We start from the raw sequence: 24,991 nt of genomic DNA on the forward strand, positions 1-24,991 counted from the left end.
CAACTCTCCTACTTTTACGGGGCCGTTCTGTCAAGCCGCAATAATTTTCCGGAAAGGGTTTGAAATGGGCCTTGTCCTTCCTTATGGTGAGTGCGCCGCATGGATTCTCCCATAGTAACAAGGTTTGCTCCCAGTCCTACTGGATTCTTGCATTTGGGGCATGCGCTGGCCGCATGGGAGGCCCGCTCCCTGGCGGACCGCTTTTCCGGCAGGTGCGTTTTGAGGATGGAGGATATTGACCAGACTCGCAGCCGTCCTGAGTTTGTGCAGGCCATTCTGGAGGACCTGGACTGGCTGAGAATCCGTTTTGACGGCCCGATGATGGTCCAGTCCTCGCGCTTTAGTTCCTACGACCATGCACTGCAGGTGTTGAAGGACCGCGGAGTGCTGTACCCCTGCTTCTGCACCCGCAGGGAAATTGCTGAGGAAGTGGCCGCCATGGGCGCCGCTCCGCAGGGCAGCGGGGCCGTGGATGTTTATCCCGGCACCTGCCTCAAGCTGGATAAGGCGCGGAGGAAGGAGCTGATGAAGTCCGGCAAGCCGTTTTCATGGCGGCTGGACTGCCGTGCCGCCGCCAGGATTACCGGTCCGCTTGTCTGGCGGGACATGCGTTTCGGAGAGCAGGTCTGCCGTCCGGAGGAACTCGGCGACGTGATTCTGGGGCGCAAGGATTGTCCGGCAAGTTATCATATTGCCGTGGTGGTGGATGACGCGGCCCAGGGGGTGACTCATGTGAGCCGTGGAGAGGATTTGCTCCCTGTAACCGGAATTCACCGCACGCTCCAGGCGCTGCTGGGGCTGCCCGTGCCGCAGTGGTACCACCACCGGCTGGTGAGGGACGCTTCCGGCAGGAGGCTGGCCAAGAGGGACCGGAGCATGAGCCTGCGGGAGATGCGCGCCGCAGGCATGCGCCCGGAAGATATTTTCCGCATGATGCGGGAAAGGTAGGGGCGTTTCAGGAGTTTTTTCCGTGTTTTCCCATGCAGCGCATGCAGGAATACGCCGCCGCCAGAGTCAGCAGCGCCAGGGAGGCCAAATGGACCAGCAGATTTCCCTGAATCAGAGGGACGAGGAAGGAGTGCGGAAGTTTTCCCATGGCCGCCAGCGCCTCGGGAAGAAAGATGAAAAAATTCTGGGAGGCCAGGCAAATGGCCGTGAAGACCAGGGCCGCGCCCAAGGTGAAGCGGATGGACGGAAGGAGAGACTCCAGCATGTCGCGTACGGAGCGTTTGCAAAACGGTGCGGAGCATGCCACTAGGCCGATGACGGCCAGGGGAGCCAGCAGGGCGGCGGAAGGAAGAATTTTCCATTTCATCCACACCGCGAGGGGTGACACGGAGATGAGGATGCCCGCACTTTTCGTGAAAAGAGCGGGAAGAGCAGCGGGGGATGAAAGAGGGCGGCGCATATCTGTCAATCCGGCCAGACATTGCCGGGGGTGCTGCCTTGAGTAATGACTACTTCCTGGCCGATTTTCAATGTGAAATTGGGCGTGACCTCCTGCTGGACTTCCACCAGTTCGTTCGTGTCCTTCAGCTTCACGCGCACACGGATCATTTTGGTGGCTTCCACCCGGCCGTCCACGATGGAGCCTGTAGCGGAGGCCAGCTTGGAGGTGCCCATGCCGATGATGCCGGGGGTCATGGCTTCTGCGGCGGTTCCCGCCATGTTGGCGAAGGTTCCGTCATCCGTAGAGGTAAGCACGTTGATTTCCTTGATGCGGACGACATTGCCCAGCTTGATCGTCGTCACCTTTCCGGTGGCGATTTCCAGAGTGCTTTTTTGCGTGCAGGAGAACAGTACAGGAAGAATGAGAAAAACGGGAACGAGTTTGAGAGGATTCATGATACGTCTTTTACTACGGTGGGGCGGAGCGGCGTTTTTCAGTTTCCGGGTAAAATTGTGTAGGTGGCCAGGTACAGGATCAAATGGACGGAGGAAAGGGCCAGGAGCCTGTTCATGCTCTTGTCCGCCGGCGTTTTGCGGATGAGCAGCATCAGGTAGCCCCCCAGCAGGATGGAGGGAATCCACATCCACCACAGGCGGGACAGGTCCAGATGCAGGGCCCGGCAGGAAGTGGGCAGCGTGATGTAGGCTGCCACGATGAACGCCTGGGCCATGGCGCGCGCCTTTCCTTCCCCCAGTCGTACCGCCAGGGTGCGCTTTCCGGTGGTCTGGTCTTCTTTCCTGTCCCGGATGTTGTTGACGGAGATCATGACGGCGCAGAGCAGGCCGCACTGGATTCCCAGAACGATTCCGGCGTTGTACACCGCCAGCGAGTCCACCAGCGTGCCGGGGACTACCGGGGCCGTGCCTATCTGCACCAGAATGGTGCCCAGGACGGCCACCAGCCCGAAGAAGAGGATAACGAATGCTTCTCCCAGTCCCTTGTATGCCAGAGGCCACGGGCCGCCCGTATAGCCGTAGGAGAAGTAGAGGGAGGGAATGCCGATGGCGACGATGGGCCACCCCCGCAGTTCAATGAGGGGAAGGGCCAGAAGGCATGCCGCCGCCAGGAACAAGCCGCCGAAGAGCATGACCGCCCTGTGGGACAACGCTCCGCTGGCCGTCATGCGGACGGGGCCGGTGCGGCGTTCCGTGTCCGCGTGTTTCGCGTGGTCAATGGCGTCGTTGAAGAAATTGCAGGCTATCTGGATGCACAGGCAGGAAGCGAAGGTCAGCAGCGCCAGACGCACGTCCCAGTGGCCCGTCAGTTTCTGCACGACCATGCAGCCCGCCCATACCGGAATCAGGGATGCGGTGAGCGTTTTTGGGCGTGCCGCCAGAAAAGCGGAAGTAATGATGTTCATGAAAGAGCGGGAAAGGAATCTCCGGTGTTATCTGAGAATGGGGCCGAGGTTGCGGAGGGTTTCCTTGAGGAGGGAGACATGCCACTGGCCGGGAGCCGCCTCCTGGTCCCCCAGGTAGCCGTATACCAGGCAGGAGCCCAATTGGGAGTAAAGCAGGCGGGAGACGGGGCCCATCGGTCCCATGCCCATCACGGCGATGGGGCCTTTCGGCTTTTTGAAAAGTTGCACTCCAGTCTGAATGTCGCCCGCGACGCAGGGGGTGAAGGCGAATTTGACGATGTCGGCCCTGTAGGCGCGGGCCTTCTTTTCCTGTTCACGCAGGTAGTCCACGCCCGGCGTGATTTGAAAGTCATGGGTGGAGCCGATGACGAGGATGCCGCGGTCGGCGGCTTCCATGACCAGTTCCCTGCCGTGGCGCATGGACTTGATTTCAATGTCGATGGCCGTGGCGCAAGGCATGTAGGCGCGGAGCAGGGAGAAGCGCTCTTCTTCCGGAATGCGGCGCAGGCCGCCTTCTTCATGGCAGCGGACGGTGACCAGCAAAGGCATTTCCGGCCTGAATTCCATGACCTGTTCCGGCGCAAGCTCCGGGGGCAGCGCGTCCACGCGCAGTTCCACCCAGTCGCACTGGTCTTTCAAATCCTTGCCTTTAAGCGTTTTCCAGACCTCCCAGGAGGTGATGGACGCCACTATTTTGGGCGGATAGGTTTGATGTTCACGTAAAATCTGCTGCATGCTTCCTACTATCCCAACAAAGAAAGGAAGGTCAATCTTCTATTAGTGACATTCATCCATTTGAAGGGCTTGCCGGAAGCGTTGCCGGGAATGAGCGGAATCCCGTTCTGAAGGAAAGGGAAGCGGCTGTTCTTATAGACGGAATGAACAATTTCCTCCAGAGGCGTTCCGGATGACGTCCGCATTCATGGAGCGGCGGAAGCTGACGCTGCGGGATATGTTCTCAGGGATGTCTTGTCCGGAGGCGGGAAGTCCGCCGGGACACTCCCGTCCACCGGTTTTCCGGCCAGCCAGTCCAGGGCGCGGAAAAGCAGGGTCTGGAATCCGGAGCATTGCACGCCCTTCAGATCCGGATCTCCGGGCCAGACATGCCCCAGCGTGGAGGTGTACACCCTTCCCTTGCCGTACCGTACCGTCCATTCGATCGGAAAATTGAGCCCCGTGGCGGGTTCCCGCGCGTAGGAGAGCACCTGCACCTGTTCGGCGGGGCCGCGCGTGTACCGGTACACTTCTATGTCCGCCGCCCTCCATTGGCGCGGCAGCCCCGCGTGCATGGTGTGGTCCCCCAGGCGCGTCACCAGCGCGTCAATCCGCGCTCCGTGGGAGGTAGGGCCCCCTTCCCCCGGCGGCAGGCGGAGCACGGCGCCGTCATCGGTGACGATCAGGGAGCTGCCGTAATCCCGGGGCCGCCATCCCAGCCCGATCATGCGGTTGTATTCCGGCCATTGGGGAAAGGCGTTATTGGCGGAGTGGAAGGCCAGCATTCCCCCTCCTTCCTTCAGATACTGCTCCAGAGATTTTTTGGCTTTTGATCCCCATTCGGGGCCCTGTGTTCCTCCATTCGTGTTTTGGATCACTACGTCGTAATTCCTGAATTCCGGATTCCATGCTTCGCGTTTCTCCTGCGGAGCGTCTGCGGGGAAAGTGCTGACGTCCACTGAATAGCCTCCGTGTTTTTCCAGCAGGTCGGTCAGGCAGGCCGTCGTGCGTTTCCAGTCGTGGTTGGAAAAGCCGTCCACGATCAGCACGCGTGTCTGCTCCCCTTTTGCCGGGGCAAAAGCCGTCAGGGCCGTCATGAGGATAACCAGGGGAAGAAACTTCCATTTCATCCGGGCAATCTATCCAGCGTGCGGCAAAAGTCAAACTCGCTTTCCTGCAAGAAATAGAAATGCCCCGGACCTTTCGGGAAGGTCCGGGGCGTGGTTCTCAAATGCCGCGGAGGCGGCTTGCAGGGAGGGATTAGTTTGTCCCTTCGTCGCAGAGGATCTTGACGAAGCCTTCCTCCTGAAGGCGCGTGGCGCCGCAGGCAAATTTGGCGCGGATTTGGAGCGCCTCTTCCATGTCGTCGCGCACGGAAAGCTTCACCTTGAAGTCGTTCCAGATGCCGAACTGGGCCTTGCTCTTGACCCAGGCAAGACAGGAACGGGTGCCGTTCTCCGCCTTCGGCAGGCGCTGTGTGCGGATGAACTTGAATCCCATGAAGGAGTCTATCTTGCCTTCCACCAGAGCCTTGACGTTGTTGAAGTCATAACTGCTGACCTCCGTTTCCCGCAACAGACTCATGATTTGGGAGCTGGTTACCGCGATGACCAGCTGGTCGCCGAATTGCGGAGCGTCCTGGTTCCAGGCCTCGTTTTCCTCAAAGAGCTGGAGCGCGGCACGCAGCTTGGCTACGGTGAGGTTGCTGTTGGCCTTGGTGCCGCTGTCCACATGGTCCACAGGAATCTGCTGGCTTTCCTTGAAGGGAACGGCGGTCATGCCGTCCTCGCCCACATAGTTCGTATCCAGGAAGCCGGAGATCATCACGTCGTCCATGCGGCGGCCTGCGGCGGCCTGGAGGCCCTCAATGGTCTTGCTGACCGGGAGGTCCATGTCGCCCAGGCGCGTGGCGTCGAATTCATCGTAGCCGATGGCTTTGGTGAAGGTGCGCGGACGCATGGAACGGCGTGTGGTGGGTGCCTCGTTCAGGACGGTCTGCCCTACGCGGGTCGTCTTTTCCGTGAAGTCCAGAACGCCAAACTGGTCCAGAAAGACCACCTTGCCGCTCAAGTCGCGCATGACGCTGACGTATTTGTCCAGCCGGGAGGCGTGCTGCTGAAGCAGGGTGCCCCATTTTTTGGTGTACTTGACCTGATAATTGTCTGTGATTGTTACTGCCATAATCGTAAATGAAATGATGTTTAAGTGCGGGAGCGGCATTTTGGATTGGCGTGTCCGGTGCGGACGGAGCGGTCCTGCCGCAGAGGGGCGCAGCCTGGTCCCCGTGCGGGGATTGCGCGGCCGGTCCCATCCTGCAAAACGGATATGGCCCATGCAAAAAAACAGCGCACCACGGCGGAATCGTGATGCACTGAAAAGGGAGGCGGGAATCTTCTGATTCCCTGAGGTTAGATGATGATCTGGTGGGGGCGCGTGGCGTGGTCCGGCCCGAACAGGGCCAGCATGCGGCCCGTCTGCCCCTTTTCCATGCGGTAGGAGTAGAAGCGCCTGGTGTCTGCGGCGGTATCCAGCCCGGAGTCATGGATCTGTTCTTCCAGCACTCCTTCATTGAGGAGCTGGTTCTTGATGGCTGTGGGAATGTCCTCCTCATAATGCGGAGGACGTACGCAGGGGGAAATGACGGCGATCAAGTTCGCGGGATCGACACCCAGGAATTTTTTCATGGACCTGATCGTGTTGGCGACGATGTTGCCTGCCGTTCCTGCCTTGCCGGAGTGGATCAGGGCGCGGTGGCAGTTTTCCTTGTCGTACAGCCAGACGGCGGCGCAGTCTGCCACGTAGATGGCGAGCACGCAGTCGGAAACTCCGGAGCACAGGAGGCCGTCCACGCCTTCCACGGGATAGTTGGAGCCGATGTCACCCACCAGCGCCACCCTGGTTCCATGCACCTGCTCTGCGCGGCGCAGGTCCTTCCACCGCCAGCCGAGAGTTTCCACCTCTGCCCTGTGGTACGGTTCCAGCCGTTCCAGGACGGTCTGGCGGTCTCCGGTTACGTCCACTCCCGGGATTCTTTCAATAAACTGGACGATTTCTCCGGGGTAGGACTGGATGGGTTTCAGGAATGCGGGCGTTTCCATCATAGTGGTTGGTAAATGTCGTTGGGCACATCTTGTCTTTTTGTATAACCTAGTCGAGCAAAATCGGAGCAAAATGTCACGGAGGCCTTCCGGTGACTGAGAAAAGGTTTTTTTCTGCGTTTCCGGGATGGTATGAGCAATTCATGTTGAGAAAACACCCTTCACTTTCAGCTTTTTTTACGGGCATGGCCGTCATGGTGCTTTCCCTGGCGCCCATGTGGGGGCAGGGAGCGGTTCCGGATGCCGGGCAGCTTTTGAAAAGGGTCCGCCAGGCGGCCACCTTACAGGAAAACAAGGATGTCAAGGGCCAGATACGCAAGCGCAGCGTGAAAGTGCCTTTCTCCATGAGCCTGCGCGGCAACCTGATTGTCTTCCAGTACCAGCAGGGCGGAGTCTGGAACAGGTTCGACCTGAAGTTCAAGGACCGCGGCCAGGAAATCCTGTCCTGGAAGGACGGCAGGGCAGGAGTTCTGCCTGTGACCCGGTATTCCGTGCCCATTGCGGGAACGGACGTGACGTATGAAGACCTTTCGATGCGCTACCTGTACTGGCCCGCCGCCAAGGTAGTGAAGGACGACGCGGCCAGCACGGTGAAGGGCAGGGATTGCTGGATCGTCCAGATTCCGAATCCCAATCCCAAGGTGGGGCAGTACGCCTGGGTACGCGTCTGGATTGACAAGGAAAACGGGGCCATGTGGCAGATAGACGGCATCGACGGCCGTGGAGAGCTGGCCAAAAGATTCATGATTGATTCCCTGATGAAGCTCAAGGACGGTTCCTGGTTCTTCAAGCGGATGAAGGTGGAGGTGAGAGACCCGTCCAATCCCAGGAAGACGATCTCCGTCAGCTACATTGACATGGAAAATCCGTAACAGGGCCCTGCGCCCTCTTTTCACAACCGTTCTTTATTGGAGTTCATGCCGCATTCATGGATGATTTAGGACGTGACAAGAAGACCCGATCGGCGTACACCGTGCAAAAACCTGTCATGAAGAAACGTTTATTCCTTACATGCGCCGTGATCATCGGTCTTTCCGCCTGTTCCTCCCATCAGGACCAGGCTGGCCGGACGACCGGAAATTCCGTTTCCGCCGGAACGGCGCTGGCTCCCGTCACCGCTCCGGGAAAAAAGCCGGACCGTCCCGTGGTGAAGCTGCCTGAAAAGTCCGTTCCCGTGCCGTCCGTGAGCCCATCTTACAATGATGTCCCCCTGGCTCCGCGCATTCCGGGCGTCACGGTGAACCGCGTGGCCGTTCCGGACAAGGTGGTGGCCCTGACTTTTGACGACGGCCCCCACGGAACGCTCACCCCCAGGGTATTGGATATCCTGCGCAACAATAACGTAAAAGGTACTTTCTTCGTGCAGGGCTGCAACGTGACGGCCCATCCCCAGGTAGTGCGCCGCATGGTCAATGAAGGCCATGAAGTGGGGAATCATACCTGGAACCATGCTTATCTGAGCAAGGTATCCCGCGAGAAGGCGGAAGACCAGCTTCAGCGGACCAATGAAGCCATCCGCAACGCCTGCGGCATGATCCCCGTGGTCATGCGCCCTCCGGGCGGTTATACGAATGCGGGAGTGGCCTCCTGGGCGCGGCAGCGCTTCGGGTTTACCACCATCATGTGGGACGTGGATACGAACGACTGGCGCAAGCCCGGTTCCGCCGTGGTGGCCGCCCGCGCCGTGAACGGGGCCAAGCCCGGCTCCATTATCCTGGTGCATGATATCCATGCTTCCACCGTAGCGGCCGTGGACGCCATCGTGAAGGGGCTGAAAAACCGGGGGTATGAGCTTGTGACCGTTTCCGAACTGCTGCGCCGCGGCCGCGCCGCTTCCCGCCAGGCTTCCCCGGTGCAGCCTCTGTCTCCTGCTGCTCCCATTTCTCCTGTCACACCGGGGATGGAGACCATTCCCAATCCCGTCCCTGCCGCTCCGGCTTCCGTTCCGGTGGAGACAATGGCTGGCATGTAAGGCTTGCCTGCCGCTTCCCTTTTCAACCCGGTCCCCTGAGGGAGACCGGGTTTTTTATTGCGGCGGCGCCGCGCTTTCCGGCATTTGGCGGGCGGAACCGGATCATCCGGCGGTACACGCACAGAAGGCTTGACCTGCTGATGAAATTCTCCAAAATCCCTTGCCGTATTACTCACACCCAATCCGGATTGAAATGTCTATGAATCTCCTGGCATCTGCCGATACTCTCCCCGCGGCCGGCGGCATGTCCGCGTCTCTCGCGTTTATTTACGATCTCTTCAACAACCCTCTGTTTATTTTCGTAGGCGGTCTGGTTCTGCTGGGCGTGTTTTTCTGGTACCTGGGTTCTGACCAGGACAAGGTCAAGCGCAATGCCGGGACCTTCTTTATCATCGGCATTGCGTCCTTTTCCCTCTTTTCCCTTTTCCAGCAGGGATTGAAATACGGCATTGACATTGCCGGGGGCGTTTCCTTCACGCTGAGCGTGGAACCGAACATTGGGGACGACGGCAAGCCGATTCCGCTGACTAACGAGGCCATGGAGCAGGCGTGCACCATCCTGACGGACCGCCTGAACAGCACCGGAGCCAACGACGTCATCATCCGCCCCAAGAAGAAGGATGATCTGAACCTGATTGAAGTCCAAATTCCCGCGGCGGACCCCGCCAAGCGCGAGGAAACCAAGTCCATCCTGACCAAGGTGGCCAAGCTCCAGATTCTGCCTGTCCACCCCCGCAACTATGAACTGGTGGCGGAAGGGCGCGTGCGCGTTCCCGGCTACAGGCTGTATGAATACACGTTCAAGAACGGAAAGGGAGAGGAAGTTACGGAAAAGCTTTTCCTGGAGAAACGTGAATCACTGACGGGCAAGGACATTGTCCATGCGGGCGTGGACCTTTCCCGCCCTACGGAAGTAGCTGTTACGCTGAGCAACGACGGCGCGGACAAGATGTACAACCTGACTTCCCGCATGGAGCTCAAACGTGACCGCATGGCCGTCGTTCTGGATGACGTGGTCAAGAGTGCGCCCACTGTAAACTCCGTTCTTTCCAAGAGCTTCGTGATTACCGGCCTGGACGGCCCCGGTGAGGCGGAAGCCCTGACGAAGGTCCTCTCCAACCCGCTGACCAACAAGCTCAACTTTGAATCCGCCAGTGAAATCTCCGCGTCGCTGGGCCATACGGCCCTGCTTCAGGGGGAATATGCCGGCATCACGGGCCTGATCCTGTGCTTTATCATGATGATCATCTACTACCGCTTTGCCGGTCTGGTGGCCATCGTGGGCCTGACGATCAACGCCCTGCTTCTGCTGGGCGCCATGTCCATCTTCGGCTTTGAACTGACTCTTCCGGGCATTGCGGGTATCGTGCTTACCCTGGGCGTGGCGGTGGACGCCAACGTGCTTATTTACGAACGCCTCCGGGAAGAAAAGGAAGCGGGACGCCCCTTCCGCGTGGCTATCCGCAATTCCTTCGACAAGGCCTTTTCCGCCATTTTCGACTCCAACATTACCTCCCTGATTACGGCCGTCATCCTGTACTGGATGGCTACGGGCACCATCAAAGGCTTTGCCGTTACCCTGACGGTGGGCGTCATTACTTCCATGATCGGGGCCATTCTCGTCACCCGCGTCCTGTTCTACTGGGCGGACACGATCGGCATCATGAAAGATGTCAAATTCCTGAACCTCTTCAAGAGCAAGAGCAACATCAACTTCATGGGCCAGCGCGGCTGGTCCTGCTCCATTTCCGCCATTCTGCTGGTCATCTGCATCGTGGTAGGGGCCATGAAGGGCAAGGACTGCCTGGGCATGGACTTCACCGGCGGTTCCTCCATTTCCTATCTGGTCAACAAGGGGGACATTTCCGTCAAGGAGGCGGAAGATGTCGTCAACAAGCTGGCCCTGACCCAGAAGGCTACCGTGCAGGAAGTGGCGGAATCCACGGACAGCAGCAAGGTGAACATCCTGGTCAACTTTTCCGACAATGCCCAGGACAAGGCGGAAATCAACTCCGCCCTGAAGAAATCCTTCCCGGTGCTGGACAACGCGCCGTTCAGTGAGGAAACCATCGGCCAGTCCATGGGGTACGACACGCTGATTACCTCCGCATGGGCCCTGTTCTTCGGTATTCTGGGCATCATGATCTACCTGACGGTGCGGTTTGAATGGACCTTTGCCATCGGGGCCGTGATCGCCCTGACGCACGACGTCCTGCTGGTGCTGGGCCTGGTGATCATCAGCGGCACGGAATTGAACGTGATTCACATCGGCGCCCTGCTGACGGTGGCGGGCTATTCCATCAACGACAAGATCATCGTGTTCGACCGCATTCGCGAATACATACGCTATGCTGACCCGAACGAAAGTGCAGAGCAAATCATGAATGACGCCATCAATCAAACGCTTTCCCGTACCTTGCTGACGTCCCTTTCCACGCTGGCCGTGCTGGTCTGCCTGTACTTTTTCGGCGGTCCTTCCATGGAAGACTTCGCCTGGACGATTTCCGCCGGTATCCTGATTGGTACGTATTCCTCCATCTTCATCGCTTCTCCGGCGGCGCTCCTCTTCTCCAGAAAGCATGGGCTGCATGCGGAAGTCAAGCAGGCCATGAAGGCCGGAGCCTGATCCGGTATCCTGGATCAGTTGAGTTTATGACGCCGGGGAAAGGCTGTGCCTTCCCCGGCTTTTTAATGTCCGGAAAGGAAGAAGCCGGATTCCGTAGGACATGGGAAAGAACTGGCATGGAAGGAGGACTCTCCCGGTACCTTCCCCGGTTCTGCCATTCCTTCTTTTCAACAACAGGCAGCGGGGTATTTCCCCGTGTTTTTCCGGCTAAAAAGAAACCCCGCCTGCCGTGAGGCAGACGGGGCCGTATCTCTGTTTTCTCTCTTTTGCTGTGCGGGTAGATTATTCGCCTTCTTCAGCCGGAGCCGGAGCGGGCGGAGGCGTGTCATTGCCGCGGGCTGCCTTTCTGGCTTCCCTGCGTGCGGCGCGGCGTGCTTCCAGAGCCTTGTCGGCATCAGCCTTGAGCTGCGTCATTTCAGCTTCATTCAGCTTGCCGTCCTTGTCGGCATCGTATTTTTCTTCGATCAGCATCCAGCCGGCCATCATGATGGGGGCTCGGTTGGGATCAAGCTGGGGACGGGGACCGTCAGGGCGGTTGCCGCGGGGGCCGCGGTCGCCGTCACCGCGGCGTCCTTCCGGAGCTCTGGGTGGACGGGGAGCTTCCGAGCGCGGACCTCCCTGGTGGCGCGGGCCGTCCGCCATTGGGCCGCGGGGACCGCGGCCACGGTCTCCGGCTTCAGGCCCTCTGGGGCCGCGGTTGTTCATCTTTCCCATTCGCTTGGCGGCTCCCGGGTGTTCCTTGGCCCATTCCTCCTGCATGGCTTTCTTTTCCTCGTCGGAGAGTTTGCCATCTCCGTCCTTGTCGAACTTTTTCAGCATTTCCGCCTTGCGGGCTTCCTGACGGGCTTTCATTTCCTCCATGCGCTTGGCGGCTTCCGGATTATCCTTGGCCCATTCCTCCCGCATGGCTTTTCTTTCCTCAGCGGAGAGCTTGCCGTCGCCGTCCTTGTCGAATTTCTTCAGGATGGCGGCCTTCTTGGCTTCCTGGTCCTTTTGCACATCGGCTTTCAGAACGGCTACTTCCTCATCGGAAAGCTTTCCGTCCTTGTCGGTGTCATACCGGGCCATGACAAGTTCTTCCCCGATGATCATCATGCCGGGATTGATCTGCCTGATCTGGAGTTCCCTCTGGCCAGGACGGGGGCCCTGGCGGCGGGGACCGTCGCCCCTGTGGCGCGGGGCCCCCCTCATTTCCGGTGCCGGCTGGCCGTCCGGAGCTCCGGGCATATCCGGAGCGGGCGCATCCTGGGCGAATGCCGAACACGCGGCGAAGGCTGCGGCTAATATCATTTGTTTGGTCATAATTTTTTGAGTGGTGAGGTTAATGCGTTTGGAGAGGGAATCCTTTCCGCACATCTTGCGGCGGTTCGGAATTACCTCCCTTTGTTATGATGAACACCCGAGTCCGGGTTTGGTTTCAAAATAAAAATATGGATGTTCCGTAGATCACGGTGGAAACCCGGTGGGACGGACCCCATGTGCCCACAAGGCGGCGGATAGATAAAATCACTGGCTGTGAATGAAAAACGACAAAAATAAGACCGAGCCTGTTGCAGGTGCGGTCTTGAATGTGTCATGGAAAGGAAATTATTCTCCGGAAATGAACCTGATGTACAGAAACCACCATCGGTCGCCTCCCAGAAGCCAGATAAAGGCGGCGCTGAGCAGGGCAGGGCCGAAGGGGAGGTTTTTACCGAAACCCAGGCGGGAGACGACAGCCTGGGCAATTCCCAGCAAAGAGCCGATAAAAAGGCAGAAAACGGCTCCCTGCCAGCCTCCCACGCAGCCGGCCATCATCAATATCCAGGCGTCCCCGGAGCCCATGGCCTCCCGCCTTGCGTGAATGTCCGTCAGGGCTCCTTCTACACTTTCCACGTTTTCCAGGGGAAAAACGTCTCCGTTTTCCAGCTCTATTCTGTCCCGGTACAAGATAACGTCGCCGGGGGACTGCTCCTCTCCGTCGATGACGACGGAACCGCCGGAAAGCACGGCCCTGTCCGCAGTGCGGTGAAAAAGCATGGACCAGTCATGGCGCTGGCCGTTGACCACAAGCTGCAATTCCTCATGGTCGGATTCCGGCTCTTTCAAGCTCCATGCGGCGGGAGTGTCGAAATGCTCCTTCCATGAACCGAAGAGCAGCTTGCCCAGTTCAATGACCAGTCTGATGATGGCATAGCCTGCGGCTCCGCCCAGGACGGCTCCTTGAAAAGCGTCTGTCCAGGTCATGATATCCTTGTCCGGCAGCAGGAAGGGGAAGAAGCAGCTGGCGCCCACGCCCGCAGCGGCGGCGGCCAGCGCCTGGGAGCGGTAAACGATGAGATGTTCCGCGTCAATGAAGATGATGACAATGGCCAGGGCGCTCCACACGCAGAGCAGAACGGCGGCGGCCAGGGACATATCCGCGTATTTCCAGGCCATGGCCGCGAAGATGAGCGCCGTCAGCAGTTCCACCAGCCAGTAGCGGAAGCTAATGGGTGTCCGGCAGCATGCGGATTTCCCCCTCAGGAACAGCCAGCTGAAGACCGGAATGTTCAGGTACCAGGGAATGGGTTCATCGCATTCCGGGCAGAAGGAGCGCGCCGGATCATTGATGGAAATGCCCAGCGGAACGCGGTAAATGACCACGTTCAGGAAAGAGCCTATGCACGCCCCGGCCATCCCGAAGACCAGGGGGATGAGCCATGCCGGAAACAGTTCAGGCATGGGGGGCGGGGGTGTAGGTCCTGCTGGGGGCCTCGTTGATGCGGTCGATCAGCAGGCGCAGCCTGCCGTAATTGCCGCGCCGGATGGGGAAGGCGATGCGCGGCAGTTTGTCCAGATGGGGTTCGTCCGCTTCGTCCGGCAGGGGGCCGGTCTGGACCATGCGGCCTCCGGGCAGGATCAGGTCTGCAAAATCCCGTTCCAGGTGTTCCACCCACTGGGCTGGAATGGGGGCGTTCAGGCGGATGGCGATCGTGTCCCCGATGAAGCGGTAGGAATGGAAAATGCGGTAGAACCGGTCGATGTGGTCGATGGCTTCCGCCGGATTCTTGGTGACGTGGATCAGATGCAGGTCGTCTTCCGAAATGAGGCCGGCGTCTACCAGCTCCACGCGGATGAAGGCCAGCCAGTTCAGCCAGAAGGTCTTGCCGGGGGAGTCCAGCAGGACGATGGGGTAAATGGTGGCTTTCCCGGTCTGGATCAGCGTGAGGGTCTCAAACACTTCGTCCATGGTGCCGAAGCCGCCGGGGAACGCTACCATGGCGTCGCTTTCCGCCACGAAGTTCAGCTTTCTGACGAAGAAGTAGTAAAAGTTGATCAACTTGTTGCTGTTGGCCACCACATGGTTGGAGGTCTGTTCATAGGGCAGCGTGATGTTCAGGCCGAAGGAGCGTTCCTCCCCGGCCCCTTCATTGGCCGCCTGCATGATGCCGGGACCTCCCCCCGTGATGACCATGTAGCCGTGTTCGTTGGCTTCCCGGGCGAATTCCCGCGCCGTTTCATAGGCCGGCTCATCGTGCCGGATGCGCGCGGAACCGAAGATGGATACCTTGCGGATGTGGCGGTACGGCGCGAACACGCAGTTGGCGCGGTACATCTCCCGCCCGGCGCGGATCAGGACGGTGAAATCGTGGTCGGAAGCGTCCGACTGCGCCATGTTGATGCCCGTTTTGATATATTCCTGCAAATAGCGGGGGTCATGCCGGGTAGAGGCGGTTTCCGAAAGTTTTTTTACGTCCCCTTCCAGGGCCTTGTAGCTGGTGTCCATGTGCAGGGTGGAGGGGCGCTTCTTGTCTTCCCCCGTAAAATCCCTGTTGTCCAGAAAATCAGGATGCTTCATTAGTTTGTGTGTGCGTTTACCCCGTCACTATGCCAGATGACACACGGTAAGTCACAGAAAAATTGCCGGCATGCGTGAAAAGAGTTGATTGTTGGAAGCAGATCGTTAAATTGCTCCCCGCACGAGCGTTCCCAAAACATGCCGTTGGTCCTTCAGGCGGGTCGCCCCGCCGTGTTCGTGTTGAGGGGAAACCCGGTACATTACATTATATTATGTCGGAAAACGAAACCACTACTGCAGAAGAAACGGCCGTTACCACGCTGGCCCGCTTTGAAGTCCCCAGCCGCCTGGAAAAGATTGAGGATCCGAACGATCCGAACCATCTGACCTTTGTGGCGGAACCGTTTGAAAACGGTTACGGACACACGCTTGGCAACTCCCTGCGCCGCGTTCTTCTGGGCTCCCTTGAAGGGGCTGCCATCACCTCCGTCCGCATCGCCGGCGCCCAGCATGAATTTTCCTCCCTTCCCGGGGTGGTGGAAGATGTCACGGAAATCGTGTTGAACCTGAAAAAAGTCAAGTTCAAGCACCATGGCAAGGAACCGCGCCTGCTTTCCCTGCGCGTGCACAAGCAGGGCGTCGTGACCGCCGCCGATATTGCCGACGATACCACTTACCAGGTCGTTAACCCCGACCAGATCATCTGCACCCTGGACCAGGACACCATGTTTGAATGCGAATTCCAGGTGCGCGTCGGCCGCGGCTTTGCCACCGGCGACGAAAACAAGGTGCCGGACATGCCCATCGGCGTGATTCCGATTGACTCCATTTTCTCCCCAGTTACCCGTGTGAAGTATTCCGTGCAGAATACCCGCGTGGGCCAGATGACCGACTATGACAAGCTGACCCTTGAAGTCTGGACGGACGGCCGCATCAGCCCGGCTGACGCCATGCTCCAGGCCTCCGCCATTCTGCGCCACCATCTGGACGTGTTCGTCAACTACGACGACAACCAGGTCAACTTCGAGGAAGCCCCCTCCGCCGTCCAGGACGAGGAAACGGCCCGCCTGCGCAAGCTGCTCAACATGAGCGTCAACGAAATCGAGCTTTCCGTACGCGCCGCCAACTGCCTCAACAACGCCAACATCACCACCGTCGGACAGCTTGCCATGAAGAGCGAAAGCGAAATGCTCAAGTACCGCAACTTTGGCAAGAAGTCCCTCAACGAGATCAAGGACAAGCTGCTGGAACTGGGCCTTTCCCTGGGCGTCCAGGTGGACCCCTCCCTGCTGACCGGCCCCGTGCCGCAGGCCAAGCCGCGCCTGGGCCTGGAAGAGGAAAGCCCCGTGGGCCTGGCGGACCTGATTGCCGCCAACATCGAAGACGACGACGACTAAATCTCACAAAACCAACACACATAGAAAAATATCATCATGAGACACGGTGTAAAAACCTCCAAGCTTCAGCGCAATGCCTCCCATCGCAGGGCTTTGCTCGCCAACCAGGCATGCAGCCTCATCCTCAATGGGCGGATCACCACCACCCTGGCCAAGGCCAAGGCTCTGCGCCCCTATGTGGAAAAGCTCATCACGCTTGCCAAGCGCGGTGACGTGCATTCCCGCCGCCAGGCCATCGCCACCATTCACAACACGACGGCCGTCAAGCGCCTGTTTGATGAAATCGCCCCCCTTTGCGCGGAACGCAAGGGCGGTTATACCCGCATCATCAAGCTTGGTCAGCGCATGACCGACTCCGCCCTCGTGGCCATGATCGAAATCATTGATCTGCCCCGCGAAACGGCTGAAACGGAAGAAGCTCCCGCGACGACGGAAGCCACTGCCTGAAGGTAGTTCTTTTGTTCCGCGTTTTAAAAAAGCGTTATATCCGGGATTTGACATCCTGGTGATTCTTCCCCCCGCAAACTTCCATTTGCGGGGGGAAGTGTTTTCTTGGGAAGGAGTGTTTTCCTTTTCATCCATCCATTCCGGAATAGAGGAATTCCAGGTAGATGCTGGCTGTGGCGCTGATCTTGTACAGGGTTGTTACTCACTGTTTCTGCTTTTTCCCTGAACTCCGGGCCTGTTTGATAAACTTTTCATCGTTTCCGGCATGGCGATTGCATGAGGGGAAAGAGGGGAAAGAGGGGAAAGAGGGGAAAGAGGGGAAAGAGGGGAAAGTAGCCGCTTATTTTCCCGTCTTGAGGGGAGGAGTACCGGAGCAATAGGACAAGATTCCAAATAATGGAGTACTTTTCCCGTTTTGGCTTCTGCAAGCATTGTTCGGAAGAGTTCAGGGACTCTTCCCATTAAGTGATTATTCCCATTTTACCGGGAAACTCCATGGACGCCGTGGTTGGAAAAATGGACATGTGCCATCGAATTCATAATCAGCAGTTTGCTGTAAAGTGAGATATTTCATCCAAACGTCCTGAGCCTCTCCGGAATGCTGGTAAAACCAGGTGGGCAGCTTACAGGCATCGTTGGTGTAGGGTCTATAAATCCAGAGCTCATTTTTCAGGTTGTAGATGGAACTGTTCAAGTCATTCCGCAATACCGTGGGTACTGGAACGGAATGTTTTTTTACAGCACCCAGTGAAATCTGGTCAGCCAAGGCAAATAGCGCTGCAAGACAGGATAGAAGCCCGTATGACCAGAACCAGAATCGTGCCGTCCGGGAGGCGTGCATGCAGGATCTGGCAAAGTAATACATTAAGACAAAAGATGCGGGAACGGCTCCTTTGTGCACCAAGTCATTGACCAGTCCCGATACGTGATATAACGGCAATAAAATCAACAAGGCAACGCTGATCCAGTAAAGAATGGATTTTTTGCCTGAAAGGTATCCGACGGATGCCGGAATAATGGCACAGGCAAAAACCAGAATGATATTCAGAGGCTGGTTATAAAACCAGGTCCACCCCATGCGTTCCGCTGATGCAGTGGTATCGTTATTTGCAAAGAATGCAAGGGCCGGAAAGGAAAATAGCAGGGAAATCCAGCATGCTGGAGAGGTCATGATGCTTTTTATCCTTTTTCGGACGCTATTCCAGGAAAGATGCAATCCGGGGAAAGGGAAAAGGATTCTGCCGCATAGGAGGGGCGTAGCCCCCACGGCGTCCAGAGGACTGGTGTATAATAATCCTGCAAAAATAACCACCAGCATTTGGTTGGATACGCGGGGATGCAACAGGCAGGCACTCCACAGGAAGGCCGGAATGGCATGCTGGAAGCCATAAAGGAGGTTTACGGTCATTCCCGATACCTTGTAGTCGTTGTGGCTTCCTCCCAAAATTTTTTCTGCGCTAATGGCTATAATATCCAAGCCGGACCAGAATATGAAAATCAACAGTATGAGCCAGATACTGTTTTTTTTCAAAGCGCTGAGGAACCATAGGAAACATAAGGCGATTCCGATAAACGACCAGACGGCCATCAGTTTTTGTCCCAGGAATTCACCTGTGAATTTACCGCAGAATGCTGCGGGCAGGAATGAAGAAAAATAGTAATTGAAAATCTTACCGTCCGGAAAAATGACTGGCCACGGCTTGTTGATAAGATCTCCCATCATCGCGTTTCGAAATGCAAAATCCCCGTTTTGGTACCAGAATCCTCCAATTCCGGCCAATAAAATCCATATGAAAAGTATGAGCATGGCTATTACCAGGGAGCGGTGATGTAATTTTTTCCCAAAGCATAGTTTACCCTGCGCGTGTTTCGTTTGGCTGTAAATAAGAAAGATCCCAAGACAGAGGAAAATCCCTGCAGGAAATGCTGAAACCCATCCACTTATGAATATAAGGGCAGGCAGTAGCATGTAAAGTACACTGGCAAAAACGAGCGTTTTATAGCGAAAACTCATGCAAGGATTATTGGAGTAAAGGGCTAAAAATATCGGATGGAAAGGCTTTAACGGATTCCAAATCCGTCCGAAATATCTTGAACGGGGAATTTCCCCGGAAAACAGGATATGGAAGACAGAGCCAACGACAGGCTCATGAATCACAGCCATTCCAAAAATAGTTACAATATTTTGGAAACAAAATATTTATATCTCTGATGAGATAAGCAGAATGGCAGAATGAAGTGTATTTTTTTGTTTCTTTCCGGCAACCATTATTGACGAAACATGGTAATCTTCTGTTCTCCGGTGGAATGGCCGCATCCATGAAAAGGCTTGTTTTCTACAAACTTTTTCCCCTTAACGTAAATGCTTCCCGGCGAATCAACCCTTGACTCCGGATTTGGAATCCGCTTCATTGCCTACATGAAGGTAAGGCACCAATTTATTTTTTGTGAAGAAGCGTGCGCTCAAATTATTTCCCATACCGCATATGCTGTAATGCATGAGTAAAAAATATGCTGTTGATGTACAGGCTGTTTTGGTGGAAGAGACGGAGAGGCATATGGTTTGGAAGTTGAAAACCGTTCCTGATGCGTGAATGGCGCATGGCCGGGATTTTTAACGGATAAGGTTTTTTGATCGCTCTTGCTTCTTTCCGTTGCGGGCGGTATACTAGTATCTCAACTATGGACGCAGTATTATTGTTTTCCGGACAGGGTGCCCAGAAGGTGGGCATGGGCAAAGATTTGTATGACAAGTATCCTACCGCCAAAGCCCTGATTGAGCAGGCCGACAAAGCCTTGGGGGAATCTCTCTCCACCGTCATGTTTGAAGGCCCCGGCGAAGAACTCACCCGCACCTGCAATTGCCAGCCGGCCCTGTATGTGCATGGCCTGGCCTGTCTGGCCGTTCTCAAGGAACTGGCGCCGTCCCTGAATCCCGTAGCCGCCGCCGGCCTCTCCCTAGGGGAATTCACGGCTCATGCCGCCGCCGGTACCTATTCCTTTGAAGAAGGGTTGCGCCTGGTTCAGAAACGCGGAGCTTTCATGGAGGAAGCCTGCAACGCCACCAAGGGCACCATGGCCGCGATGATCGGCGGTTCCGATGAGAACGTCATCAAACTGGCGCAGGAATGCGATGTGGACGTAGCCAACTTCAACTGTCCCGGCCAGACCGTCATTTCCGGTACGGAAGAAGGCGTGGACAAGGCCATTGCCGGAGCCAAGGGCGCCGGATGCAAGATCGCCAAAAAGCTCAACGTGGCGGGCGCCTATCACTCCCGCCTGATGCACAGCGCCATGGTGAAGCTGGCGGAAGAGCTCAAAAATGTTTCCTTCGGTACTCCGTCAATGCCCGTGTACTGCAATTATGAAGCGCGCGTGGTGGAAGGTCCCGACGATATCCGCAGCATGCTGGAACATCAGGTGTGCGGTTCCGTACGTTGGACGGCCTCCATGCAGAAGCTTGTGGACCAGGGCCACCGCCTCTTCATTGAGCTGGGGCCGGGCAAGACCCTGGCCGGCATGATGGGCCGCATCTGCAAGGATGCCACTGTTATTTCCATTGAAGACGTGCCCAGTCTGGAAGCCGCCGTTGCGGAACTGGGCAAGTAATGACCGGATTGTTGTTTTTAAACCGCCGGAGCCGTTGGAGGTTCCGGCGGTTTTTCTGTTTCAGGTTTTCCTCCATATTTCCTGCAACGGGGGAGCCGCTGCCGGAGAATGGGTTTTTGACGAGAGGCCGGGCCTGTTATTACTGTTTGCATGGAACATCCGGACGCCCGCATCAACTAGAAGACGGATGGAGGACGGGACGTTCTTCCCCTGAAAGGACTTGATTTTTATCCGGCTTTGCTGGATGGCGATGGAGGTATTCTCCGTGGGGAGCCCTCCTTGCGGTTATGGCCGTGAAAAACGGAATGCCGCAGGTCCTTCCGTGTCCAGGAACATATCCATGCGGACGGGTTGCGCTATTTCTCCATGGCCCGGTAACAGTTCAGTGATGCTCTACGGGGTAGGATATGCAATACATTCTGTTTCAGTAGAAAAAGAACGTTTGGGGTATGAAAATACCGGGGTGTTTTCAGCGGTCCGGGGTGTCTATGGGAATTTTTCTGATTCCTCCGGTGAGCAGGTGCATGTATGCCAGCATTTTGCCCATGAAAAACGCTATGGAAGGCAGGAACACCACTTCCATGTACTGGAAGTAGTTCTCCATCACGGAGTGAACAATACCGCAGGCCATGCTGAACAGGGCAATGGCGTAGAACAGGAAACTGCTTTTCGGAGGACGGCAGGCCAGCAGGGCGGCCGACGTCCGGGGGCGGGCCAGGCGCTCCTGGCGGCGGAATTCCGCCGTGAGGGGCATCCATGTCTGGCAATGTTCTTCACGGATCATGGTGTCCGGAGGAATTTTTTTGGAAGTGAGCAGAACATGAAGGTCGGCCAGGCTGACGGGGCCGACGACCTTGTCCTTGACGCGATAGTGATATAATGGGCAATGTTGGGAGGGCATTCTCCCTACATAAGGCATGAAAGGAATTCCGTCAAGAAACAAGAGCGGGAGAAATCCTGCGGGAAAGAGTTTTCATTTTTGAACGTCCCTGTTGACCGAACGGATATTTTCTGCATGATACAGAAAACTATCCTGTTATGAAATTGTTTTTCTGTTTGTGCGGTTTGCTTGTGGGGGCGTCTGTCTGTAGCATTTCTGCGGCGGCTGATAGTGAGGATCGCCAGGCTGTTCCGCCTGAGTGGGTGCAGATGCGGACCCAGGAACATGTTTTGGCGGAAATTAACCAGGTGGAAGGCTTCAATATGCCTGTGCATATTTTCTTTCTGAAGTGTACCGAAATGGGGCGTCCTGACATGAACCTGATGGAGCCAGGAAATGAAATGTTGCTGCGGTGCAGTATTTGGGTTCAAATGAAAGGGGTATGGCGCTGTATGCTCGGAGTTTGTTTCAAAAGTCCACAGGGAGATCTGGATTACAAGGCTTCCTATGCCGACGGGATGCTTTGTTTGAAAGCGGAAGGTTTCCTTTCAAAAAAGGGAGCAGATATTGCAGCGTGGATAGAAAGCGAGGAAGCTCTTCTTGCCTTGGATGACATTATTCGCATGCGTTTGGAAGAAAAAGGGGACAATCCCGCATCAAAGGAAGAGGATCGTCTGATTCCTGAAGAAAAGCTGCAGCTTGGGAACCGTGTTCATAGGAATACGGGAGAGGTGTTTTCAAAGAACTGATGGTGGGTAACGGAGAAATCCGCTTTATACCTTTCTTGATTTTTTTTGGGTGCATTTTTTTCATTTTGCTCCAGCCGCTGCGCCGGATTTCTGGATGCCTTCCTCAAATAAATCTAATGTTTTTCTTTTTGCAAAAATCACTATAAACTTTCTGAAATTATGCGAATTACGGAAAAGGTTTTCTATTTCCAAGAGCCAATGTTGACTAGGCGGCTACTTTCTGCATGATACGGAAAACTATCCTGTTATGAAATTGTTTTTCTGTTTGTGCGGCCTGCTTCTGGGAGTGCTTGTCTGTAGCCTTTCTGAGGCGGTTGATGGCGGGGACCGGAAGGCTGTTCCGCCCGAATGGGTGAAGATGCGTACGCAAGAACATGTCCTGGCGGAAATCAGCCAGGTAATGGGTGCGGGTATTCCCATGCGCATGTTCTTCCTGAAGTGTGATGCGGTGGGGCTGCCGGATATGAAGCCTTTCGTTCCGGGGAAAAAGATGAATGTCTGCTGTGTCATGTGGGGGCTGTTGGATGGCCGGTGGAGCAGGATGGCCACTTTTTCCCTGATTTGCCCCCAGGAGGAGTTGTGTTACGAAGCCTCCTGTGTTGATGGAATCCTGCATATAAGCGCGGAGGGAGTCGGCTCGGAAAATGGCGGGGATATTGCAGTCTGGAAGGCGAAAAGCGAATTCTGTTTGTTATTGCCCAATTATCTTCATGTTTTTCCGTCGGAAAAGGTGGAGTGATGTCCCGTTTGGCGCAGTGGGGCGAGCGGCCCCGACCACATTTCCAAACGTCAAGGTGTGCCGTACCCCGGCCCGCTGTTAAAGGAGTTCCTTCAGGGAACCTATTTTGACGCTTGCATGGGAAAAATCCGCCTGGGCCGTCACCCGGTTCGGGATGGAAATGACGGGCATGCCCGCACGGAAGGCCGCCGTGGTGCCGTTCTGGGAATCTTCCAGCACCAGGCACGCCGAAGGAGGAATTTCGAGGTTTTCCGCCGCTCTGAGGAACAGGGCGGGATCGGGCTTGACGGGCAGATTGTCGTCCCGGCAGACGACGGTTTTGAAATAAGGCATGATGTCCAGCTTGTTCAGCCAGCCGTCCACCCAGCGATGGGAGGAGCTGGAGGCTACGGCCATGGGAATTCCTTTTTCCGCCAGGCTGCGGATGAGTTCGCCGGCTCCGGGCAGCAGCCCGGCATGTTCCAGATCGCGTACGATTTCCTTCTGGCGGAGCGCATTGATTTCGTCCCAGTCGAATGTTCTTCCCGTCAGTTTTTCCAGATGGTCGCCGGGGTTCCAGTGCGTGTAACCGCTTCCCAGGCACTGGTTGAACAGGTCCAGAGGCAGGGGATGGCCGCAGGAGTCAAATACCCGCAGCCATGAAGCGTAAATGGCGTATTCCGTGTCTACCAGCAGACCGTCGAAGTCGAAAATCACGGCGCTTGCCCGGCGCAGCAGGTTCCGCGCCTTTTCTGCATTTGCAGGATCTTCCGGAATTTGGTCAGGAATGGTCATGGGCAGGCGTTTTTTCCAGGCCTTTCAGCATTTCCAGGAAGCCCCTGTGTGCCAGCCTGGTCTGGAACAAACGGATGGCGATGACGGTGTAAATGATGTTGGGCATCCAGGCGCCCAGCCAGGTGGGCAGGTACCCGGCCGATGCCAGGGTGGGGAAGAATTCATACAGGAACAGCATGGCTGCCGCCAGGAACAATGCAATGCCTATGCCGGACATCGTGGAGCGCCTCTGGAACGTGATGGCGGAGGGAATGGCGATGAACGTCAGAATGATGCAGGAAAACATGCGCGCAATTCTCACGTGCCACTCCGTTTCCAGGCTTCTGAGCTGCTTGGCGTTGGTGGAGCCCGCCTTGATGATTTCCTGCAGGGCCGGTGTTCCCTGGGTATCTACCCGGACATTGGGGGAGATGAGCTGCCAAGGAGTTTCGGAATAAGGTTTTTTCCGCGTTTGATACCCGTCTCCGGAGAATAGGGGAACCCCGTTCAGTTCCCTGGGCTGCTGCTGGGGATAGACTTTCTCAATGGCATGGAGGAAGGTCCACGTTCTGGAATGCGGGTCCCAGGAGGCTTCGTCCGCGAATAGCTCGTATTCCATTTTTCCTGGAGCTCCGAACTGTTCTACGCGCACCTGTCTGAACGGTTCGCCCGGGGAGTCTATGCCGGGAGGATCGCCGATGTACCAGATTCGGGATTCGTCGTCATTCTTGTAAATAATGCTTCGGGAGCTGTCATTTTTGTTCTGGCTCAGGGAGGAGAACATGAGTTTCCGGTACAGCGTGGAGTTCGGCGCCCAGTGGAACCCGAAGATACCGAAGTAAACGGCGGCAAAGACGGCGCCGATGATGACCGGGGAGTTGATCCGGAGGAGGGATCGGCCGGATTGCAGCATTCCAGTGATTTCCGAGGAGGAGGAAAGCTTGGTGAGTGCCCACAGCGTGCCCAGCAGCAGCGTGTAGGGCAGAATAAGGTTCAGGATCATGGGGAGCTGGCTCAGGTAAAAGCGGAAAGTGCCTTCCAGGGGGGATTCCAGATTCATCAGGTCTCCCACGTTGTCCGCGAAGTCTCCGATGATGTAGATCAGGGTCAGAATGGCCGTGCACATCATGAACGCGGTGAACCAGGTGCGCGCCACATACCTGTCCATGATGTCCGAGCAGTTGTAGAGGAACATGCCCGCGGCGGGGAGAAAGCAGCCGAGAAGGATCAGCCACGGACGCAGAAGCTGTGCAAGCGGATATTCGGAGGGCGTGCCGGGTATTTCCCACTGCATCTGGGACCACTCCCGCGGCATCAGGAACCAGGCCGCCACGCCTCCCAGCACAAGCAGGACAAGGAATGTGAACCATTGGCGGAGATGTTGTGCCGGGTTTGCCATGAAAAAGAAGTATGCGCCAAGAATGCCAGATCACGGAA

General features: G+C 56.6%; 23 protein-coding genes. 9 read left to right on the forward strand and 14 right to left on the reverse strand.

What is annotated here, in order from left to right:
- Positions 1-147: 147 nt before the first annotated feature.
- Entirely contained in the window at positions 148-948 is an 801-nt protein-coding gene (gene gluQRS, locus V3C19_RS03480; RefSeq protein WP_330937153.1) for a tRNA glutamyl-Q(34) synthetase GluQRS, read from the forward strand.
- A 7-nt stretch (positions 949-955) separates the two neighbouring features.
- On the opposite strand, the gene V3C19_RS03485 is transcribed toward gluQRS, so the two are convergent.
- The 7 genes from V3C19_RS03485 to V3C19_RS03515 all read right to left on the reverse strand — a co-directional run bounded on the left by V3C19_RS03485 (position 956) and on the right by V3C19_RS03515 (position 6,625).
- Complete coding sequence (locus V3C19_RS03485; protein WP_130082990.1) at positions 956-1,315, reverse strand: hypothetical protein; 360 nt, start codon at positions 1,313-1,315, stop codon at positions 956-958.
- 98 nt (positions 1,316-1,413) lie between these two features.
- Positions 1,414-1,845, reverse strand: coding sequence for a hypothetical protein (locus V3C19_RS03490; protein ID WP_130082989.1), 432 nt, complete (start codon positions 1,843-1,845; stop codon positions 1,414-1,416).
- A gap of 38 nt (positions 1,846-1,883) precedes the next feature.
- Entirely contained in the window at positions 1,884-2,810 is a 927-nt protein-coding gene (gene menA / locus V3C19_RS03495) for a 1,4-dihydroxy-2-naphthoate octaprenyltransferase (protein WP_130082988.1), read from the reverse strand.
- A gap of 27 nt (positions 2,811-2,837) precedes the next feature.
- Positions 2,838-3,545: a type I 3-dehydroquinate dehydratase gene (locus tag V3C19_RS03500; RefSeq protein ID WP_130082987.1), complete on the reverse strand. Its 708-nt coding sequence runs from the start codon at positions 3,543-3,545 to the stop codon at positions 2,838-2,840.
- Between the two features lie 185 nt (positions 3,546-3,730).
- Entirely contained in the window at positions 3,731-4,654 is a 924-nt protein-coding gene (locus V3C19_RS03505; protein WP_130082986.1) for a ThuA domain-containing protein, read from the reverse strand.
- Between the two features lie 130 nt (positions 4,655-4,784).
- On the reverse strand, positions 4,785-5,705 hold the full coding sequence (locus V3C19_RS03510) for a phage capsid protein (RefSeq protein ID WP_130082985.1): 921 nt from the start codon (positions 5,703-5,705) through the stop codon (positions 4,785-4,787).
- A gap of 227 nt (positions 5,706-5,932) precedes the next feature.
- The gene (locus V3C19_RS03515) at positions 5,933-6,625 is read right to left on the reverse strand and encodes a polyphenol oxidase family protein (protein WP_130082984.1); all 693 of its coding nucleotides are present in this window, start codon (positions 6,623-6,625) and stop codon (positions 5,933-5,935) included.
- 140 nt (positions 6,626-6,765) lie between these two features.
- On the opposite strand from V3C19_RS03515, the gene V3C19_RS03520 reads away from it, so the two are divergent.
- The 3 genes from V3C19_RS03520 (at position 6,766) to secD (ending at position 11,220) form a co-directional block, all read left to right on the forward strand.
- Positions 6,766-7,494: an outer membrane lipoprotein-sorting protein gene (locus V3C19_RS03520; RefSeq protein ID WP_130082983.1), complete on the forward strand. Its 729-nt coding sequence runs from the start codon at positions 6,766-6,768 to the stop codon at positions 7,492-7,494.
- A gap of 116 nt (positions 7,495-7,610) precedes the next feature.
- Positions 7,611-8,594, forward strand: a complete 984-nt coding sequence (locus tag V3C19_RS03525; protein ID WP_295933750.1) for a polysaccharide deacetylase family protein — start codon at positions 7,611-7,613, stop codon at positions 8,592-8,594.
- Between the two features lie 193 nt (positions 8,595-8,787).
- Entirely contained in the window at positions 8,788-11,220 is a 2,433-nt protein-coding gene (secD, locus tag V3C19_RS03530; RefSeq protein ID WP_295933752.1) for a protein translocase subunit SecD, read from the forward strand.
- A gap of 282 nt (positions 11,221-11,502) precedes the next feature.
- Here secD and V3C19_RS03535 read toward each other — a convergent pair whose 3' ends face one another.
- From V3C19_RS03535 to V3C19_RS03545, 3 genes are all read right to left on the reverse strand, one after another.
- Complete coding sequence (locus tag V3C19_RS03535; protein WP_161981198.1) at positions 11,503-12,510, reverse strand: EF-hand domain-containing protein; 1,008 nt, start codon at positions 12,508-12,510, stop codon at positions 11,503-11,505.
- 297 nt (positions 12,511-12,807) lie between these two features.
- Complete coding sequence (locus V3C19_RS03540) at positions 12,808-13,923, reverse strand: A24 family peptidase (RefSeq protein WP_130082979.1); 1,116 nt, start codon at positions 13,921-13,923, stop codon at positions 12,808-12,810.
- The gene (locus V3C19_RS03545; protein WP_130082978.1) at positions 13,916-15,040 is read right to left on the reverse strand and encodes a TIGR00730 family Rossman fold protein; all 1,125 of its coding nucleotides are present in this window, start codon (positions 15,038-15,040) and stop codon (positions 13,916-13,918) included. The genes V3C19_RS03540 and V3C19_RS03545 overlap by 8 nt, the downstream gene beginning before the upstream one ends.
- Before the next feature lie 212 nt (positions 15,041-15,252).
- Between V3C19_RS03545 and V3C19_RS03550 the strand changes: the two genes are divergently transcribed.
- Complete coding sequence (locus V3C19_RS03550) at positions 15,253-16,377, forward strand: DNA-directed RNA polymerase subunit alpha (RefSeq protein ID WP_067571418.1); 1,125 nt, start codon at positions 15,253-15,255, stop codon at positions 16,375-16,377.
- Between the two features lie 36 nt (positions 16,378-16,413).
- Positions 16,414-16,824, forward strand: a complete 411-nt coding sequence (gene rplQ, locus V3C19_RS03555) for a 50S ribosomal protein L17 (protein WP_067571420.1) — start codon at positions 16,414-16,416, stop codon at positions 16,822-16,824.
- Between the two features lie 469 nt (positions 16,825-17,293).
- Here the strand turns inward: rplQ and V3C19_RS03560 are convergent, their stop codons facing one another.
- The gene (locus V3C19_RS03560; RefSeq protein ID WP_295933762.1) at positions 17,294-18,988 is read right to left on the reverse strand and encodes a hypothetical protein; all 1,695 of its coding nucleotides are present in this window, start codon (positions 18,986-18,988) and stop codon (positions 17,294-17,296) included.
- Between the two features lie 518 nt (positions 18,989-19,506).
- Here V3C19_RS03560 and fabD point away from each other — a divergent pair.
- Positions 19,507-20,433, forward strand: a complete 927-nt coding sequence (fabD, locus tag V3C19_RS03565; protein WP_130082976.1) for an ACP S-malonyltransferase — start codon at positions 19,507-19,509, stop codon at positions 20,431-20,433.
- A gap of 469 nt (positions 20,434-20,902) precedes the next feature.
- Here the strand turns inward: fabD and V3C19_RS03570 are convergent, their stop codons facing one another.
- The gene (locus tag V3C19_RS03570; protein ID WP_161981197.1) at positions 20,903-21,334 is read right to left on the reverse strand and encodes a DUF4339 domain-containing protein; all 432 of its coding nucleotides are present in this window, start codon (positions 21,332-21,334) and stop codon (positions 20,903-20,905) included.
- Between the two features lie 137 nt (positions 21,335-21,471).
- Between V3C19_RS03570 and V3C19_RS03575 the strand changes: the two genes are divergently transcribed.
- Complete coding sequence (locus V3C19_RS03575) at positions 21,472-22,062, forward strand: hypothetical protein (RefSeq protein ID WP_130082974.1); 591 nt, start codon at positions 21,472-21,474, stop codon at positions 22,060-22,062.
- A 247-nt stretch (positions 22,063-22,309) separates the two neighbouring features.
- The gene (locus tag V3C19_RS03580; RefSeq protein ID WP_130082973.1) at positions 22,310-22,801 is read left to right on the forward strand and encodes a hypothetical protein; all 492 of its coding nucleotides are present in this window, start codon (positions 22,310-22,312) and stop codon (positions 22,799-22,801) included.
- Positions 22,802-22,879: 78 nt separating this feature from the next.
- Here V3C19_RS03580 and V3C19_RS03585 read toward each other — a convergent pair whose 3' ends face one another.
- Both V3C19_RS03585 and V3C19_RS03590 read right to left on the reverse strand, forming a co-directional pair.
- Entirely contained in the window at positions 22,880-23,575 is a 696-nt protein-coding gene (locus V3C19_RS03585) for an HAD-IA family hydrolase (RefSeq protein WP_130082972.1), read from the reverse strand.
- Positions 23,562-24,953, reverse strand: coding sequence for an LptF/LptG family permease (locus V3C19_RS03590; RefSeq protein ID WP_295933766.1), 1,392 nt, complete (start codon positions 24,951-24,953; stop codon positions 23,562-23,564). Before V3C19_RS03590 ends, V3C19_RS03585 begins: the two co-directional genes overlap by 14 nt.
- Between the last annotated feature and the right edge of the window lie 38 nt (positions 24,954-24,991).

Source organism: Akkermansia sp. AE01SA01 (assembly GCF_036417395.1).
In the GTDB taxonomy this organism is placed as follows: domain Bacteria; phylum Verrucomicrobiota; class Verrucomicrobiia; order Verrucomicrobiales; family Akkermansiaceae; genus Akkermansia.

Excerpts from the sequence above, each read along its gene's own strand:
- V3C19_RS03485 (WP_130082990.1), bottom strand. The coding sequence starts at position 1,315 with ATGAAATGGAAAATTCTTCCTTCCGCCGCCCTGCTGGCTCCCCTGGCC.
- V3C19_RS03490 (WP_130082989.1), bottom strand. The coding sequence starts at position 1,845 with ATGAATCCTCTCAAACTCGTTCCCGTTTTTCTCATTCTTCCTGTACTG.
- menA (WP_130082988.1), bottom strand. The coding sequence starts at position 2,810 with ATGAACATCATTACTTCCGCTTTTCTGGCGGCACGCCCAAAAACGCTC.
- V3C19_RS03500 (WP_130082987.1), bottom strand. The coding sequence starts at position 3,545 with ATGCAGCAGATTTTACGTGAACATCAAACCTATCCGCCCAAAATAGTG.
- V3C19_RS03505 (WP_130082986.1), bottom strand. The coding sequence starts at position 4,654 with ATGAAATGGAAGTTTCTTCCCCTGGTTATCCTCATGACGGCCCTGACG.
- V3C19_RS03510 (WP_130082985.1), bottom strand. The coding sequence starts at position 5,705 with ATGGCAGTAACAATCACAGACAATTATCAGGTCAAGTACACCAAAAAA.
- V3C19_RS03515 (WP_130082984.1), bottom strand. The coding sequence starts at position 6,625 with ATGATGGAAACGCCCGCATTCCTGAAACCCATCCAGTCCTACCCCGGA.
- V3C19_RS03520 (WP_130082983.1), top strand. The coding sequence starts at position 6,766 with ATGTTGAGAAAACACCCTTCACTTTCAGCTTTTTTTACGGGCATGGCC.
- V3C19_RS03525 (WP_295933750.1), top strand. The coding sequence starts at position 7,611 with ATGAAGAAACGTTTATTCCTTACATGCGCCGTGATCATCGGTCTTTCC.
- secD (WP_295933752.1), top strand. The coding sequence starts at position 8,788 with ATGTCTATGAATCTCCTGGCATCTGCCGATACTCTCCCCGCGGCCGGC.
- V3C19_RS03535 (WP_161981198.1), bottom strand. The coding sequence starts at position 12,510 with ATGATATTAGCCGCAGCCTTCGCCGCGTGTTCGGCATTCGCCCAGGAT.
- V3C19_RS03540 (WP_130082979.1), bottom strand. The coding sequence starts at position 13,923 with ATGCCTGAACTGTTTCCGGCATGGCTCATCCCCCTGGTCTTCGGGATG.
- V3C19_RS03545 (WP_130082978.1), bottom strand. The coding sequence starts at position 15,040 with ATGAAGCATCCTGATTTTCTGGACAACAGGGATTTTACGGGGGAAGAC.
- V3C19_RS03550 (WP_067571418.1), top strand. The coding sequence starts at position 15,253 with ATGTCGGAAAACGAAACCACTACTGCAGAAGAAACGGCCGTTACCACG.
- rplQ (WP_067571420.1), top strand. The coding sequence starts at position 16,414 with ATGAGACACGGTGTAAAAACCTCCAAGCTTCAGCGCAATGCCTCCCAT.
- V3C19_RS03560 (WP_295933762.1), bottom strand. The coding sequence starts at position 18,988 with ATGGCTGTGATTCATGAGCCTGTCGTTGGCTCTGTCTTCCATATCCTG.
- fabD (WP_130082976.1), top strand. The coding sequence starts at position 19,507 with ATGGACGCAGTATTATTGTTTTCCGGACAGGGTGCCCAGAAGGTGGGC.
- V3C19_RS03570 (WP_161981197.1), bottom strand. The coding sequence starts at position 21,334 with ATGCCCTCCCAACATTGCCCATTATATCACTATCGCGTCAAGGACAAG.
- V3C19_RS03575 (WP_130082974.1), top strand. The coding sequence starts at position 21,472 with ATGAAATTGTTTTTCTGTTTGTGCGGTTTGCTTGTGGGGGCGTCTGTC.
- V3C19_RS03580 (WP_130082973.1), top strand. The coding sequence starts at position 22,310 with ATGAAATTGTTTTTCTGTTTGTGCGGCCTGCTTCTGGGAGTGCTTGTC.
- V3C19_RS03585 (WP_130082972.1), bottom strand. The coding sequence starts at position 23,575 with ATGACCATTCCTGACCAAATTCCGGAAGATCCTGCAAATGCAGAAAAG.
- V3C19_RS03590 (WP_295933766.1), bottom strand. The coding sequence starts at position 24,953 with ATGGCAAACCCGGCACAACATCTCCGCCAATGGTTCACATTCCTTGTC.